This window comes from Pseudomonas sp. R38(2017), from assembly GCF_002112395.1.
GTDB lineage: Bacteria > Pseudomonadota > Gammaproteobacteria > Pseudomonadales > Pseudomonadaceae > Aquipseudomonas.
In genome coordinates this window covers 592083-607879 of sequence record NZ_NEHN01000004.1, presented here as the reverse complement: position 1 = coordinate 607879, position 15797 = coordinate 592083, and the positions used below count along the sequence as shown (strand labels likewise).

The 15797-nt window shown below is 60.2% G+C and carries 12 protein-coding genes and 1 tRNA gene; 10 read left to right on the top strand and 3 right to left on the bottom strand.

The annotated features are described in order from the left end of the window. The first annotated feature begins 32 nt into the window (after positions 1 to 32). A complete protein-coding gene (locus tag CAF87_RS12715) occupies positions 33 to 1262 on the top strand; it encodes a multifunctional CCA addition/repair protein (protein ID WP_085731703.1) in 1230 nt (409 codons plus the stop codon). 41 nt (positions 1263 to 1303) lie between these two features. Here the strand turns inward: CAF87_RS12715 and folK are convergent, their stop codons facing one another. Together folK and folB are read right to left on the bottom strand one after the other, a co-directional pair. Next, positions 1304 to 1825: a 2-amino-4-hydroxy-6-hydroxymethyldihydropteridine diphosphokinase gene (folK, locus tag CAF87_RS12710; RefSeq protein ID WP_085709213.1), complete on the bottom strand. Its 522-nt coding sequence runs from the start codon at positions 1823 to 1825 to the stop codon at positions 1304 to 1306. Further along, positions 1816 to 2172 (bottom strand): dihydroneopterin aldolase, encoded by a 357-nt coding sequence (gene folB / locus CAF87_RS12705; RefSeq protein WP_085731702.1) that lies wholly within the window; start codon positions 2170 to 2172, stop codon positions 1816 to 1818. Before folB ends, folK begins: the two co-directional genes overlap by 10 nt. A gap of 74 nt (positions 2173 to 2246) precedes the next feature. Between folB and plsY the strand changes: the two genes are divergently transcribed. After that, complete coding sequence (gene plsY / locus CAF87_RS12700; RefSeq protein ID WP_085709211.1) at positions 2247 to 2816, top strand: glycerol-3-phosphate 1-O-acyltransferase PlsY; 570 nt, start codon at positions 2247 to 2249, stop codon at positions 2814 to 2816. A 23-nt stretch (positions 2817 to 2839) separates the two neighbouring features. On the opposite strand, the gene tsaD is transcribed toward plsY, so the two are convergent. Next, on the bottom strand, positions 2840 to 3865 hold the full coding sequence (gene tsaD, locus CAF87_RS12695) for a tRNA (adenosine(37)-N6)-threonylcarbamoyltransferase complex transferase subunit TsaD (RefSeq protein WP_085731701.1): 1026 nt from the start codon (positions 3863 to 3865) through the stop codon (positions 2840 to 2842). Positions 3866 to 4064: 199 nt separating this feature from the next. Here tsaD and rpsU point away from each other — a divergent pair, with 199 nt between their 5' ends. The 8 genes from rpsU to CAF87_RS12655 all read left to right on the top strand — a co-directional run bounded on the left by rpsU (position 4065) and on the right by CAF87_RS12655 (position 15762). Next, positions 4065 to 4280: a 30S ribosomal protein S21 gene (rpsU, locus tag CAF87_RS12690; RefSeq protein ID WP_002551877.1), complete on the top strand. Its 216-nt coding sequence runs from the start codon at positions 4065 to 4067 to the stop codon at positions 4278 to 4280. A 479-nt stretch (positions 4281 to 4759) separates the two neighbouring features. Beyond that, entirely contained in the window at positions 4760 to 6727 is a 1968-nt protein-coding gene (dnaG, locus tag CAF87_RS12685) for a DNA primase (RefSeq protein WP_085731700.1), read from the top strand. A 67-nt stretch (positions 6728 to 6794) separates the two neighbouring features. Then, entirely contained in the window at positions 6795 to 8642 is a 1848-nt protein-coding gene (gene rpoD, locus CAF87_RS12680; RefSeq protein WP_085709208.1) for an RNA polymerase sigma factor RpoD, read from the top strand. 126 nt (positions 8643 to 8768) lie between these two features. Next, entirely contained in the window at positions 8769 to 12515 is a 3747-nt protein-coding gene (locus CAF87_RS12675) for a bifunctional diguanylate cyclase/phosphodiesterase (RefSeq protein WP_085731699.1), read from the top strand. A 15-nt stretch (positions 12516 to 12530) separates the two neighbouring features. Beyond that, positions 12531 to 12607 (top strand) — tRNA-Ile (locus CAF87_RS12670). A 57-nt stretch (positions 12608 to 12664) separates the two neighbouring features. Further along, positions 12665 to 13126 carry an Lrp/AsnC family transcriptional regulator gene (locus CAF87_RS12665; RefSeq protein WP_007959884.1) on the top strand — a complete coding sequence of 154 codons (462 nt, stop codon included), beginning with the start codon at positions 12665 to 12667 and terminating at the stop codon, positions 13124 to 13126. A gap of 146 nt (positions 13127 to 13272) precedes the next feature. Next, positions 13273 to 14955 carry an NAD(P)/FAD-dependent oxidoreductase gene (locus CAF87_RS12660; RefSeq protein ID WP_085709206.1) on the top strand — a complete coding sequence of 561 codons (1683 nt, stop codon included), beginning with the start codon at positions 13273 to 13275 and terminating at the stop codon, positions 14953 to 14955. 12 nt (positions 14956 to 14967) lie between these two features. Next, a complete protein-coding gene (locus CAF87_RS12655) occupies positions 14968 to 15762 on the top strand; it encodes a carbon-nitrogen hydrolase family protein (RefSeq protein WP_085731698.1) in 795 nt (264 codons plus the stop codon). Positions 15763 to 15797 lie beyond the last annotated feature (35 nt).

Below are 15797 nucleotides of genomic sequence, written 5' to 3'. Positions count from 1 at the left end.
CGGTTATCCTGTCGGGCCAACGGAGGTTTTTTATGCAGATTTACAAGGTTGGCGGCGCGGTACGTGATCGCCTGCTGGGCAAACCGGTCACCGATATCGATTGGGTCGTGGTCGGCGCCACCGCAGAAGAAATGCTCGCCAAGGGGTTTCGCCCGGTAGGCGCGGATTTCCCTGTGTTTCTTCACCCGAAAAGCGGCGAGGAGTACGCCCTCGCCCGCACCGAACGCAAGAGCGGTCGGGGTTACGGCGGGTTCACCTTTCACGCCAGCCCCGAGGTCACGCTTGAAGAAGACCTGATCCGTCGCGACCTCACGATCAACGCGATGGCCGAGGACGATCAGCAAAACCTGACCGACCCCTATCACGGCCAGCGTGATCTCGAAGACCGGATCCTGCGTCACGTTTCCCCCGCGTTCGCCGAAGATCCCCTGCGAGTCTTGCGTGTTGCCCGCTTCGCGGCTCGTTACGCAGAACTCGGTTTCAAGGTTGCCCCCGAGACCCTTGAGTTGATGCGCCAGCTCAGCGAATCCGGGGAACTGGAGGCCCTGACCGCTGAACGCAGCTGGAAAGAGATTTCCCGCGCACTGATGGAAAATCAGCCGCAGGTGTTCATTCAGGTACTGCGTGACTGTGGCGCACTGAAAGTGCTGATGCCGGAGGTCGACGCCCTCTTCGGCGTACCGCAACCGGAAGTCCATCATCCGGAAATCGACAGCGGCATTCACACACTGAGCGTGCTTGAGCAAGCCGCCCTGCACCAGCAACCATTGACGGTGCGCTGGGCCTGCCTGCTGCATGATCTCGGCAAGGGCCTGACCCCGGAAGAGGAATGGCCGCGGCATATCGCCCACGAGCACAAGGGCCTGAAGCTGATCAAAGCGGTCAACGAACGCTTCAAGGCACCGAAGGACTGTCAGGAGCTGGCCCTGCTGGTCGGCCAGTATCACACCCACGGCCATCGCGCCCTGGAACTGAAGGCTTCGACCTTGCTGGAATTGCTGCAGAGCTTTGATGTTTATCGCCGACCGCAGCGCTTCGAAGAATTTATCGTCGCATGCGAGATGGATGCCCGAGGCCGCAAAGGACTTGAGCAGCGCAGTTATCCACAGGCCGATTACCTGCGCGGTGCAGCCAGCGCTGCTCGGGGCGTTGCGGTACAGCCGCTGCTGGAGAAAGGTTTCAAGGGCCCGGAACTGGGCGAAGCGCTCAAGCGTGAACGGCTCAAGGCGTTGAAGGCTTACAAGGAATCAGCGTCGTCCTGAGAACACCTGACGCCATCGCGAACCGGTCGCGATGGCGTCAGTCAGTTCAACAGATCTGGAGGCGTGAGCTGAATACCGCGCCATTCAAATCCGACTGGTGCCAACACCTGATCGATCTGCGCCTCGGACCACAGCGTGGCAAAGCTTTTTCCCACACCCGGGTGCACCCGATCCGGCGCAATCAGCGAAAGTGGCCACAGCACAAAGGCATTTTTCAGAATCTCGGCCCGGGGCAGGATCAGCCCGTCGAAATTGCCTGCCAGCTCGCCGTACAGCAAGACGTCGATATCCAGCGGCAGCCCCTTGCGATCCGGGGCATAACGACCGTTATCCGCCTCGATGAATTTCAGCCGTCGATCCAGCTCCATCAGCGGCAGATCGGTGTAGGCCGACACCACGAAATTGAAGAACGGGCCACTCTTGATCCCTACCGGCTGGCTTTCGAACACCGCCGAGCAGCGGATATCCACCAAGAAACCGGCCAGGGCATCCAGACCGGCTCGCAAATGAGTTTCGCGCTCGATATTGCTACCGAGCCCGAGGTAGACCTGAGTCAGCGACATCCGCGCTCGATCTCCACACCGACACCACCCTTGGCGGCCGGGACTGCGCCAGGCTTGGTCAGCTTCAGACGCACCCAGGTGATCTTGAATTCGGCCATCAGCACTTCGACCAGACGCTCGGCAAAGGTCTCGACCAACTGGAACTGTGCCTGCTCGGCAAAGGCCTGGATCCGCGTGGAAACACTGGCGTAATCGAGTGCCAGGGTCAGGTCGTCACCGGTAGCAGCCGGGCGATTGTCCCAGGCGAAGCTCAGATCAAGACGCAGGCACTGTCGGATGCCGCGCTCCCAGTCGTAGGCACCGATCACGGTGTCGACTTCCAGGCCCTCGATAAACACTCTGTCCAAGCACTTTTCTCCGCTGCACGACAAGGGCGCAATGCGCCGTTAGAATCAGGGCGTCCTCGCCCGGAATAGTTAGCATGTTTTGGTTACTGGCGATCCTCGCCTACCTGCTCGGCTCGCTGTCCTTCGCCATTTTGCTCAGCCGCCTGACCGGAAATCCGGATCCGCGAATGAGTGGCTCGGGTAATGCCGGTGCCACCAACATGCTGCGCCTGGCCGGTCGCAAACTCGCGATCCTGACCCTGCTGGGTGATCTGTGCAAAGGCCTGCTGCCGGTGCTGATCGCTTCGGCAGCGGGCCTCTCGCTACAGGATCAGGCCTGGATCGGCGTCTGCGCCGTGATCGGTCACCTGTTCCCGCTGTACTTCCGTTTTCGCGGCGGCAAGGGCGTTGCCACGGCGGCCGGCATGTTGCTGGGCCTGTATCCGCCTGCCGCGCTACTGGCCGTGTGCGCCTGGCTGTTAACGTTCTACCTGACCCGCACCAGCTCGCTGGCAGCGCTGATCGCCACCCCCCTGACCCTGCCATTACTGGCCTGGCAGGAACCGGAGGCGTTGCTGCCGATGAGCACGCTGACGCTGCTGATCGTCTGGCGCCACCGGGGCAATCTACGCGACCTGTTTGCCGGGCGCGAACGGCATTTTTAAATACCGCACGTGAGCGCCGCTCATCACAGCGCCGACAGCTGCTCCATCGGCCAGCGCGCCTGCACACTGATGGCCAGGCTTTCCTGCTGGCCGGCCTGCAGACGCTGGCAACCGGCAAACGCAATCATTGCGCCGTTGTCGGTGCAGAACTCGGGACGGGCATAGAACACCTCGCCCTTCATGTCGCCGAGCATTTTCTCCAGCGATACACGCAAAGCCTTGTTGGCGCTGACGCCACCGGCGATCACCAGACGCTTCATGCCGGCCTGCTTCAACGCACGCTTGCACTTGATGGTCAAAGTCTCCACCACGGCCTGTTGGAACGCCAGCGCGATGTCGCAACGGGCTTGCTCGCTGTCGTCCCCGGCGCTGACGCACTGCTGCCAGGTATTGAGGGCGAAGGTCTTCAAGCCGCTGAAGCTGAAATCCAGGCCCGGGCGATCGCACATCGGACGCGGAAAGGTGAAACGTCCTGCGACACCCTTCTCCGCCAATTTGGCGATTTCCGGCCCACCCGGATAATTGAGGCCCATCATCTTCGCGGTCTTGTCGAACGCTTCGCCTGCGGCGTCATCGAGGGTTTCGCCCAGCAGGCTGTATTGGCCGATGCCATCGACCTGAACCAGCTGCGTATGACCACCGGAGACCAACAAAGCGACGAACGGAAATTCCGGCGGCTTTGGCTCCAGCATCGGCGCCAGCAAGTGGCCTTCCATGTGGTGCACACCGAGGGCCGGAATGCCCCAGGCAAACGCCAGCGCCTGAGCGCACGAAGCCCCCACCAGCAACGCACCGACCAGGCCAGGACCCGCGGTGTAGGCGATGGCGTCGATCTCGGTCGGCACGCAGTCGGCCTCGGCCAACACCTGACGGATCAAGGGCAGCATGCGTTTGACGTGATCGCGCGAGGCCAGCTCCGGCACCACACCGCCGTAGACGCGATGCAGGTCGATCTGACTGAACAATGCGTCGGCCAGCAGACCGCGTTCACTGTCGTATAAAGCGACGCCGGTTTCGTCGCAGGAAGTTTCTAATCCCAGTACTAGCATGGGTTTGCGCCTTGTTTAGGCTGAATTCGAAGGCGCGCATAATAGTCGCCGCGTGATGCCCCGACCAGCGGTTTTCGATCAGAGGCTTTGCATTCCGAGCGATGAGGGGTTAACATCCGCAACCCTTAAAAACCGACGTCTTCAAGTGCTCTTTTGCCGCGAGGATGTTGACCCCGGTAATGAATGAAGGTAGCTCTGGATGCCAGCCGTCAAAGTTAAAGAGAACGAACCCTTCGACGTAGCTCTGCGTCGTTTCAAGCGCTCCTGCGAAAAAGCCGGTGTACTGGCTGAAGTTCGTAGCCGCGAATTTTACGAGAAGCCAACTTCTGAGCGTAAGCGCAAGGCAGCTGCTGCTGTTAAGCGTCACGCCAAGAAAGTTCAGCGCGAACAGCGCCGCGCCGTTCGTCTGTACTAATACACAGACGATCGTAGCAAGCTTCTGCCAAGCCCGGCCCTCAGCCGGGCTAATGGCATTTGCGTAAAACGCTTGATGCTTCACCGTCGAAGCCGCAGATGCGACCGAGACAAACCCGCTTCACCGCGTCAGGCCTGGCTCTTTTGCCAGCGGTGCACGTCTTTTCTGACGAGCCTTTCAAGGCTACTGACGAGCACACCCACTGATTCCTCTTACGACGATCAGCCCAAGGCACCTGCTGCGTGCCCGCTTCATGAGCTATCCGAGGCCGATTACAGGCCGTCAGCGGATTCAGCGCAACATTTTCGAATAGTCGAAGACTGATGAGTACTAACGTCAGTGGATTTTCGGCAGATACACTTCCCGACAGCGATTACGCAGACGACACCGGTCGAGCCGCCCCACGTGCGCGCATCACTCAATGACCCGCGTCCGGCAGCCTTTCGCATCGGATCCATTACAGCGCAGACGAGAACGCCATGGCCGGGCTGATTCCCCAGAGCTTCATTGACGACCTGCTGAACCGCACCGACATCGTCGACGTGGTCAGCTCGCGCGTGCAACTGAAGAAGGCCGGCAAGAACTACACCGCCTGCTGCCCGTTCCATAAAGAGAAAACCCCGTCGTTCAGCGTGAGCCCCGACAAGCAGTTCTATTACTGCTTCGGTTGCGGCGCCGGCGGTAACGCGCTCGGTTTTCTCATGGACCACGACAACCTGGACTTCCCCCAGGCCGTCGAGGACCTGGCCAAAGCCGCCGGCATGGAAGTACCCCGCGAAGAAGGCGGCCGCTCGCACAAACCGCGACAGCCGACCGATTCGCCGCTTTATCCACTGCTGACTGCCGCTGCCGACTTTTACCGCCAGGCGCTCAAGAGCCACCCGGCACGCAAGGCTGCCGTGGATTACCTCAAGGGCCGCGGACTGACAGGTGAAATTGCCCGGGACTTCGGCCTCGGCTTCGCCCCGCCAGGCTGGGACAATCTGTTCAAGCACCTGAGCAGCGACACCCTGCAACAGAAAGCCATGATCGACGCCGGCCTGCTGATCGAGAACGCCGAAACCGGCAAGCGCTATGACCGCTTCCGCGATCGCGTGATGTTTCCGATCCGCGATACTCGCGGGCGCATTATTGCCTTCGGCGGTCGGGTCCTCGGCGACGACAAGCCGAAATATCTGAACTCACCGGAAACCCCGGTATTCCATAAAGGCCAGGAACTCTACGGCCTCTATGAAGCCCGCAAGAACAACCGCAACCTCGATGAAATCATCGTCGTCGAGGGCTACATGGACGTGATCGCCCTGGCCCAGCAAGGCCTGCGAAACGCCGTCGCGACCCTGGGCACAGCCACCAGCGAAGAGCATCTGAAGCGCCTTTTTCGCGTCGTGCCGAACGTGCTGTTCTGCTTCGACGGCGACCAGGCCGGCCGCAACGCCGCATGGCGAGCACTGGAAGCGACACTGAGCAGCCTGCAGGACGGTCGCCGCGCACGCTTCCTGTTCCTGCCCGAAGGCGAAGATCCGGACACCTTGATCCGCGCCGAAGGCACCGACGCCTTCCGTGCACGAATCAATCAGCACGCACAGCCATTGGCAGACTATTTCTTCCAGCAACTGACCGAAGAAGCCGACCCTCGCTCACTCGAAGGCAAGGCGCACATGGCGACGCTTGCGGCACCGCTGATCGATAAAGTGCCAGGGGCCAACCTGCGAATCCTGATGCGTCAACGCCTGACCGAAATCACCGGCCTGAGCAGCGAGACCGTCAGCCAACTGGCCCAGAGCGCACCGCAGGAAGCGCCGCCCGCCTACGACCCCGGCATCGATTACGACGCGATGCCGGACTTCAGCGACTACCATCAGCCACAGGCACAGGACATATATGTGCCGCAGCAGGAGTGGACGCCGAAGAAGCCCGGTGCCGGCGGCAAGAAATGGGACAAAAAGCCCTGGGACAAGAACGGCAAGCGTGGCGGCGATCGCGATCAACCGCGCGCCCCTAGAGTGCCGGCCCCCGTCGAGCCACCGATCATGGCCGCCCTGCGAACAGTGATCCATCACCCGCAACTGGCGCTGAAGGTCGAGACGGCCAGCCATTTTGCGGACGAAGACAATACCAACACTCAGCTGCTGGTGGCCTCACTGGAAGCCGTGCAAAAGAATCCTCAGCTAAACTCTTTTCAGTTGATCTCGCGATGGCATGGCACCGAACAAGGTCGATTGCTGACCCGCCTGGCAGAAAAGGAGTGGTTGATCAACGGAGAAAACCTTGAACAACAGTTTTTCGACACCATAACTAGCTTGTCAGCCCGCCAGCGCGAGCGAAAGCTGGAACAACTTCTCAGGAAATCACGTCAAAGCGATCTGAGCGCCGAAGAAAAATCTTTGCTGCTCGAATTGCTCAAACGGGATGTTCCTGCATCAAACCCGACCTCAACTGGCGCGTGAGGTCATAGCTCAGGTATAATCCTCGGCTTGTTTTTTGCCCGCCAAGACCTTCAGTGGATAGGGTGTTATGTCCGGAAAAGCGCAACAGCAGTCTCGTATTATTGAGTTGATCAAACTGGGTCGTGAGCAGAAGTATCTGACTTACGCCGAGGTCAACGACCACCTGCCCGAGGATATTTCAGATCCGGAGCAGGTGGAAGACATCATCCGCATGATTAACGACATGGGGATCCCCGTACACGAGAGTGCTCCGGATGCGGACGCCCTTATGTTGGCCGACGCCGATACCGACGAGGCCGCTGCGGAAGAAGCAGCCGCCGCGTTGGCAGCGGTCGAGACCGATATCGGTCGCACCACTGACCCAGTGCGCATGTACATGCGTGAAATGGGTACGGTCGAGCTTCTGACTCGTGAAGGCGAAATCGAAATCGCCAAGCGTATCGAAGAGGGCATCCGTGAGGTGATGAGCGCAATCGCGCACTTCCCCGGCACGGTTGACCATATTCTCTCCGAGTACACTCGGGTCACCACCGAAGGTGGTCGCCTGTCCGACGTTCTGAGCGGTTACATCGACCCGGACGACGGCATTACGCCGCCGGCTGCCGAAGTGCCACCGCCAATCGACGCGAAAGCCGCGAAAGCGGACGACGATTCCGAGGACGATGACGCCGAAGCTTCCGATGACGAAGAAGAAGCCGAAAGCGGTCCGGATCCGGTCATTGCTGCCCAGCGTTTCGGCGCCGTGGCCGACCAGATGGAAATCACCCGCAAGGCACTGAAAAAGCACGGTCGTCACAACAAGGCAGCGGTTGCCGAGTTGCTGGCCCTGGCTGATCTGTTCATGCCGATCAAACTGGTGCCGAAGCAATTCGAAGCCCTGGTCGAGCGTGTTCGCAGTGCCCTGGATCGTCTGCGTCAGCAAGAGCGCGCGATCATGCAGCTGTGCGTACGTGATGCACGTATGCCGCGTGCCGACTTCCTGCGCCAGTTCCCGGGCAACGAAGTCGACGAAAGCTGGTCCGACGCCCTGGCCAAAGGCAAGAGCAAGTACGCCGAAGCCATCGGCCGTGTGCAACCGGACATCATCCGCTGCCAGCAGAAGCTGACCGCGCTGGAAACCGAGACCGGTCTGACCATCGCCGAGATCAAGGACATCAACCGTCGCATGTCGATCGGTGAGGCGAAAGCCCGCCGCGCGAAGAAAGAGATGGTTGAAGCGAACCTGCGTCTGGTGATCTCCATCGCCAAGAAGTACACCAACCGTGGCCTGCAATTCCTCGATCTGATCCAGGAAGGCAACATCGGCCTGATGAAAGCGGTGGACAAGTTCGAATACCGTCGTGGTTACAAGTTCTCGACTTATGCCACCTGGTGGATCCGTCAGGCGATCACTCGCTCGATCGCCGACCAGGCCCGCACTATCCGTATTCCGGTGCACATGATCGAGACGATCAACAAGCTCAACCGTATTTCCCGGCAGATGCTGCAGGAAATGGGTCGTGAACCGACCCCGGAAGAGCTGGGTGAGCGCATGGAGATGCCTGAGGACAAGATCCGCAAGGTATTGAAGATCGCCAAAGAGCCAATCTCCATGGAGACCCCGATCGGTGATGACGAAGACTCTCATCTGGGTGACTTCATCGAAGACTCGACCATGCAGTCGCCAATCGATGTCGCCACTGTCGAGAGCCTGAAAGAAGCGACTCGCGAAGTACTGTCCGGCCTAACTGCCCGTGAAGCCAAGGTACTGCGCATGCGTTTCGGTATCGACATGAACACCGACCACACGCTCGAAGAAGTCGGCAAACAGTTTGACGTGACCCGCGAGCGGATCCGTCAGATCGAAGCCAAGGCGCTGCGCAAGCTGCGCCACCCGACGCGAAGCGAGCATCTGCGCTCCTTCCTCGACGAGTGACACCAGAACCCCCGGCCCAGGCCGGGGGTTTTGTTTATATGGCAGATTAAATACCTCGCTCCGCCCTTCCCACGCGCACAGCCCGTCTACACTCGAAACATTCCCCCGAGCCATAACGAGACCGTTATGCCCAGACTGGCGTCCGTGCTTTTTTTGCTGTCACTGATGATCTGGACCGCAACGGCTGACGCGCTGACTCTGACCGACGAAGAACGTAGCTGGCTGGCGGCTCACCCTGACTTGCGCCTGGGTGTCGATGCGTCGTGGCCGCCATTCGAGTTTCGCGATGAGCAGAACCGCTATCAGGGCCTGGCGGCGGACTATATCGACGTGATCCGCCAGCGTCTGGCCATCAAACTTACCCCCATAGAACCCTCGAGCTGGACAGCCGTGCTCGAACAGGCCAAAAACGGCACGATCGACCTGCTGCCGGGCATCATGTCCACCCCTGAGCGCCAGAATTATCTGGCCTTCACCCGCCCTTACCTGGACTTTCCGATCGTCATCCTCGCCCACGTCGGCGGCCCGCAACCGCGCAAGATCGAGGATCTGTATGGGCTGAAGATCGCCGTCGTCGAAAACTACGCCCCCCATGAGCTCCTGCGTACCCATCATCCCGATCTGAATCTCGTCGCCATGCCCAATGTCAGCTCGGCGCTGCAGGCCTTGGCCACCGACGAAGTGGACGCGGTGGTCGGCGATCTCGCCTCCAGTGTCTGGAGCCTGCGCCAGCTCAAGCTCGACGGGTTGTATGTCAGTGGCGAAACCCCTTATCGCTATCAACTGGCTATGGGGGTGCCCCGAGAAAGCAAAATGCTGGTGGGTATTCTGGACAAAGTCCTGGCCGACATGTCCCCGGAGCAGATCAACAGTATCCAGGAACACTGGGTGGGCAACGTCCTCGATCATCGGACATTCTGGTCGGATCTACTGGTCTATGGCCTGCCAGGCCTGCTGTTGCTGGTGATCATCCTGGCAGTCGTGATCCGCATCAACCGTCGCTTGAGTTCGGAAATCGCCCGGCGCATCGACCTCGAACAGGAACTGCGTAGCAGCGAATACCACTATCGCGGGCTGGTGGAGAGCCTGTCGGCCATTGCGTGGGAAGCGCGGATCAGCGATTTCACCTACAGCTACGTGTCACCCCACGCCGAAGACCTGCTGGGTTATCCCCTGTCGCATTGGCTGATTCCGGGCTTCTGGCGCAACATCATCCATCCCGCCGACCTGACCCGCGCGCAGAGCTTCTGCGATCACGAAGTCCTCGCCGGGCGGGATCACAGCCTCGACTATCGAGTGATCACCGCTGACGGCCGTTGCTTGTGGGTGCGTGACATCGTCAGCCTGATCGAACACGGCCACGAGCCAGTGATGCGCGGTCTGATGATCGACATCAGCGAAACCAAGCGTACCGAAGAGGCCCTGCGCCTGTCGGAGCAGAAATTCGCCTCGGTGTTCCAGCAATGCCCGGACATTCTGGTGATTGCACGGCTGTCCGACGGCTGTCTGCTGGAGGTCAACGAGGCCTTTGAAGAGCAGATCGGGCTGAGGGCCGAAGAAGTCATCGGCCAGACCTCCACCGAACTCAATATCTGGGGTATTCCCGGCGTTGGCCCCGGCCTGCTGCAACGCTTGCAGGCCGGCAGCATTCGCAACTTGGAGATGCCCTTTCGTCGCAGCAACGGGCAGGTGTTCACCGGGCTGATTTCCGCCGAGCCGTTCGAACTCGACACCACACCGGCACTGGTCGTGGTGGTGCGCGACATTACCCAGCTCAAGGAAACCCAACAGCAACTGCAAACCTCCGAAGAGAAGTTCGCCAAGGCCTTCCACGCCTCGCCGGACGGATTGCTGCTGTCACGCCAGAGCGATGGCCTGCTGCTGGAGGTCAACGAAGGCTTCAGCCGCATCACCGGTTTCAACAGCGCCATGTCGGTGGACCGGTCGGCACTGGATCTGGGGATCTGGGTCAATCTCAACGAACGCAAACAGATGCTCGATCTGCTGCACCGTGACGGTTTCGTTCGCGATTTCACCTGCCACATCCGCCGCAGCGACGGGCAGATCCGCCTCTGCGAGGTATCCAGCCGTCCGCTACCGATCGGCGACGAAGACTGCATGCTGACCATCGCCCGGGATATCACCGAGCGCCACCTGATGCAGGAAAAACTGCAACAGGCCGCAACGGTGTTCGAGAGCACCGCTGAAGGTGTATTGATCACCGACACTCAGCAGCACATCAGTGCGGTGAACCGTGCGTTTACCGAAATCACCGGTTACAGCGAAAGCGAGGCGCTCGGCCATACTCCGCGCCTGCTGGCATCCGGGCTGCACGACAGCGCGTTCTATGCAGCAATGTGGCATCAGCTGACGGACGAAGGCCACTGGCAAGGCGAGATTTCCAACCGACGCAAGAATGGCGAGTTGTACCCGAGCTGGCTGACCATCAGCGCCGTGCGCAACCGGGACAAGTTCATCACCCACTTCGTCGCCGTGTTTGCCGATATTTCGAGCCTCAAGCACGCCCAGGCCAAGCTCGACTACCAGGCCCACCATGACCCGCTGACCGGCCTGCCGAATCGCACGCTGTTTGAAAGCCGCCTGCTGACGGCATTGAACGGCCAGCAGGAAAACGGTGGTCTGGGTGCGGTGTTGTTCCTCGATCTCGACCGTTTCAAGCACATCAACGACAGCCTCGGTCACCCGGTGGGCGACCTGCTGCTCAAGGGCATTGCCGTACGCCTCAAAGAGCAACTGCGCGACATCGACACCGTTGCACGACTGGGGGGTGACGAATTCATCATCCTGCTGCCCGGCCTGCAACAGGCCGGTGATGCCGACAACATTGCCACCAAATTGCTGAATTGCTTCGGCGCCCCCTTCCAGGCGGGTGAGCACGAGTTTTTCATCAGTGCCAGCATCGGCACCAGTCTTTATCCCCGTGACGGCTGCGACGTTGCCACCCTGATCAAGAACGCCGACGCGGCGATGTACCGCTCCAAGGCCAAGGGCCGCAACCGTGTCGAAAGCTACACCCGCGACCTCACCGCCCAGGCCAGCGAGCGGGTGGCGTTGGAACATGAACTGCGCCGGGCCATCGAGCGCGAAGAGTTGTACCTCTACTACCAGCCGAAAATCAGCCTCGACGATCACTCTCTGGTCGGCGCCGAAGCCCTTATCCGCTGGCGTCACCCGACCTTCGGCGAGGTGCCTCCGGAGCATTTCATTCCTCTGGCGGAAGAGAACGGCATGATCCTGCAAATCGGCGACTGGGTGCTGGAAACCGCCTGCCGGCAGATGTTCGAGTGGAGCCAGATCTACGAATCCCTGGGTCCACTTTCGGTCAATCTCGCTGGCGCACAACTGCGCCAGCCAAACCTGCTGGGCCGCATTGAACAACTGCTCAAGGACAACCGCCTCCGGCCGGATTTACTGCAACTGGAGATTACCGAAAATTTCATCATGAGCCAGGCCGAAGAAGCGCTGGCGGTGCTGCATCAACTCAAACACCTCGGCGTGCAACTGGCCATCGACGACTTCGGCACCGGTTACTCCTCGCTGAGCTACCTCAAACGCCTGCCGCTGGACATCCTCAAGATCGACCAGTCTTTCGTCCGCGGCCTGCCCGACGACCCGCACGACGCGGCGATCGTGCGCGCCATCATCGCCCTGGGCCGCAGCATGCAATTCACCGTAATCGCCGAAGGCGTGGAAACCCAGGCCCAACAACGATTCCTCGCCGCCGAAGGCTGTGAACAGATCCAGGGCTACATCGTCAGCCTGCCACTACCGCCGGAGGAATTCGCCGCGACGTTTCTTCGCATAGCCGTATCAGATTTTTCGGATAGCACACCCGAGAAACCGTCGCTATAATCCGCGGCCTACTGAGGGCCTATAGCTCAGTTGGTTAGAGCAGAGGACTCATAATCCTTTGGTCCACGGTTCAAGTCCGTGTGGGCCCACCAAACATGAAAAAAGCCGCGCTTATGTGCGGCTTTTTCGTACCTGCGTGGAGAAGTCCCTTGCCCGACATCCGCCCACCCGTGCTCGATGAAATCGACCGCCAGCTAATCGCAGCCCTGCAAATCAATGCCCGCGAGAGCGTGGCGATGCTGGCCAGGCAACTGGGGATCGCCCGCACCACCGTGACTTCGCGACTGGCGCGCTTGGAAAAGGCCAAAGTCATCACCGGCTACGGTGTGCGTCTAGGTCAGCGCGTCGTGGATGGCGGTTTGCAGGCGTACGTCGGGATCAAGGTACAGCCGCGCTCTGGCAAAGAGGTGTTGCGCCGGTTGAGCGCGATGGCCCAGGTGCAGCAATTGTGCGCAGTGAGTGGCGAATTTGATTATGTGGCGTGGCTGCGAACCGACTCGCCGGAACAACTGGATCAGTTGCTGGATCAGATCGGCAGCGTAGACGGCGTAGAGAAGACCACGACCTCGATCATCCTCAGCAGCAAAATTGATCGCGGGCATCCAGTCTGATCATCAATCTCGTCAGATTGCAGCACAAGCACTCAAAACGACGACACTTTGCGTCTTATTAACGTGTTCTACGCTCCCTAGAATGGCTGGCATCTTTTCCTATACTCAGACGCGCATCCTGCGTCGGGTCGCCAGCAAGGTCAGCCATGAACAAGAACAATCGCCATCCTGCAGACGGTAAGAAACCGATCACCATTTTCGGCCCGGACTTTCCGTTCGCTTTCGACGACTGGATCGAACACCCCGCCGGTCTGGGCAGCATTCCCGAGCACAACCACGGTGCAGAGGTGGCAATCGTCGGTGCTGGCATCGCCGGCCTGGTGGCCGCTTACGAACTGATGAAGCTCGGCCTGAAACCGGTGGTGTACGAAGCCTCGAAGCTTGGCGGCCGTTTGCGTTCCCAGGCCTTCAACGGCACCGACGGCATCGTCGCCGAGCTCGGCGGCATGCGCTTCCCGGTGTCTTCCACCGCGTTCTATCACTACGTCGACAAACTCGGCCTGGAAACCAAGCCCTTCCCCAACCCGCTGACGCCGGCCTCCGGCAGCACCGTGATCGACCTGGAAGGCAAAACCCATTACGCACAAAGCCTGAAGGATCTTCCTGCACTGTTCCAGGAAGTGGCTGACGCTTGGGCCGATGCTCTGGAGGCCGGCTCGCAGTTCGCCGATATCCAGCAAGCGATCCGCGACCGCGACGTGCCACGCCTCAAAGAGCTGTGGAACACCCTGGTGCCGCTGTGGGACGACCGCACCTTTTACGATTTCGTCGCCACTTCGAAAGCCTTCGCCAAATTGTCGTTCCATCACCGTGAGGTGTTTGGCCAGGTTGGTTTCGGCACCGGCGGCTGGGACTCGGACTTCCCCAACTCGATGCTGGAAATCTTCCGTGTGGTGATGACCAACTGCGACGATCACCAGCATCTGGTGGTCGGCGGCGTCGAACAAGTGCCGCAAGGCATCTGGCGTCATGCGCCGGAGCGCTGCGTTCACTGGCCGCAAGGCACCAGCCTCAAGTCGTTGCACCATGGCGCGCCGCGCTCCGGAGTGAAGAAAATCGCCCACGCGCCTGACGGACGTTTTGCTGTCACCGACAACAACGGTGACACCCGCGAGTACGCCGCCGTACTGACCACTTGCCAGAGCTGGCTGCTGACCACCCAGATCGAATGCGACGAAACCCTGTTCTCGCAAAAAATGTGGATGGCCCTCGACCGCACGCGCTACATGCAATCGTCGAAGACCTTCGTAATGGTCGACCGCCCGTTCTGGAAGGACAAGGACCCGGAAACCGGTCGCGACCTGATGAGCATGACCCTCACCGATCGTCTGACCCGTGGTACTTACCTGTTCGACAACGGCGACGACAAGCCGGGCGTGATCTGCCTATCGTACTCGTGGATGAGCGATGCGCTGAAAATGCTCCCGCATCCGGTGGAAAAGCGCGTGAAACTGGCGCTGGATGCGTTGAAGAAGATCTACCCGAAAGTCGACATCGCCGCGCGGATCATCGGCGATCCGATCACCGTATCGTGGGAAGCCGACCCGCACTTCCTCGGCGCGTTCAAGGGCGCCCTGCCCGGCCACTATCGCTACAACCAGCGCATGTACGCGCACTTTATGCAGGACGACATGCCGCCGGAGCAGCGCGGGATTTTCATCGCCGGCGACGACGTGTCGTGGACGCCAGCGTGGGTTGAAGGCGCGGTACAGACTTCGCTCAACGCGGTATGGGGAATCATGAAGCACTTCGGCGGGTCCACACATAAAGAGAACCCCGGCCCTGGTGATGTGTTCAACGACATCGGCCCGATCGCCCTGCCCGAGTAAGAGGAATCCCTGATGCGTGTAGCCCTTTACCAATGTCCACCGCTGCCACTGGAACCTGCTGCCAACCTCCAGCGCCTGCATCAACTGGCGATGGAGGCCAAAGGTGCCGATTTGTTGGTGGTGCCGGAGATGTTTCTGACCGGCTACAACATCGGTAAGGAGGCGGTCGCGACATTGGCCGAGGTCTACAACGGTGAATGGGCGCAGCACGTAGGACGAATCGCCAAGGCTGCCGGCCTGGCGATTCTCTACGGTTACCCTGAGCGCACCGCCGAAGGGCAGATCTACAACGCCGTGCAGTTGATCGATTCGAACGGCGAGCGCCTGTGCAATTACCGCAAGACGCACCTGTTCGGCGATCTCGACCGTTCGATGTTCAGCCCCGGCGATGGCGAGTTTCCCATCGTCGAGCTCAACGGCTGGAAGCTCGGTTTCCTGATCTGCTACGACCTGGAGTTCCCGGAAAACGCCCGGCGCCTGGCCCTTGAAGGTGCCGAGCTTATTCTGGTGCCGACAGCGAACATGATTCCTTTCGATTTCATTGCCGACGTCTCGGTGCGCTCCCGTGCTTTCGAAAACCAGTGCTACGTGGCTTACGCCAACTACTGCGGCCACGAAGGCGATATCCATTACTGTGGGCAAAGCAGTATTGCTGCGCCGGATGGCAGCCGCATCGCCCAGGCCGGGCTGGATGAAGCACTGATCGTCGGTGAGCTGGATCGCCAGTTGATGGTCGACTCCCGCAGCGCCAACCGCTACTTCAACGACCGCCGCCCCGAACTTTACGACGCGCTCAACAAGCGCTAATCCGCTAGCATTGGCACTTCACTGTTCTGGAAGTG

What these genes read in the sequence shown, in the direction of transcription:
- CAF87_RS12715 (WP_085731703.1), top strand. Translation starts at nt 33, where the DNA reads ATGCAGATTTACAAGGTTGGCGGCGCGGTACGTGATCGCCTGCTGGGC.
- plsY (WP_085709211.1), top strand. Translation starts at nt 2,247, where the DNA reads ATGTTTTGGTTACTGGCGATCCTCGCCTACCTGCTCGGCTCGCTGTCC.
- tsaD (WP_085731701.1), bottom strand. Translation starts at nt 3,865, where the DNA reads ATGCTAGTACTGGGATTAGAAACTTCCTGCGACGAAACCGGCGTCGCT.
- CAF87_RS12660 (WP_085709206.1), top strand. Translation starts at nt 13,273, where the DNA reads ATGAACAAGAACAATCGCCATCCTGCAGACGGTAAGAAACCGATCACC.
- CAF87_RS12675 (WP_085731699.1), top strand. Translation starts at nt 8,769, where the DNA reads ATGCCCAGACTGGCGTCCGTGCTTTTTTTGCTGTCACTGATGATCTGG.
- dnaG (WP_085731700.1), top strand. Translation starts at nt 4,760, where the DNA reads ATGGCCGGGCTGATTCCCCAGAGCTTCATTGACGACCTGCTGAACCGC.
- rpoD (WP_085709208.1), top strand. Translation starts at nt 6,795, where the DNA reads ATGTCCGGAAAAGCGCAACAGCAGTCTCGTATTATTGAGTTGATCAAA.
- folK (WP_085709213.1), bottom strand. Translation starts at nt 1,825, where the DNA reads ATGTCGCTGACTCAGGTCTACCTCGGGCTCGGTAGCAATATCGAGCGC.
- CAF87_RS12655 (WP_085731698.1), top strand. Translation starts at nt 14,968, where the DNA reads ATGCGTGTAGCCCTTTACCAATGTCCACCGCTGCCACTGGAACCTGCT.
- rpsU (WP_002551877.1), top strand. Translation starts at nt 4,065, where the DNA reads ATGCCAGCCGTCAAAGTTAAAGAGAACGAACCCTTCGACGTAGCTCTG.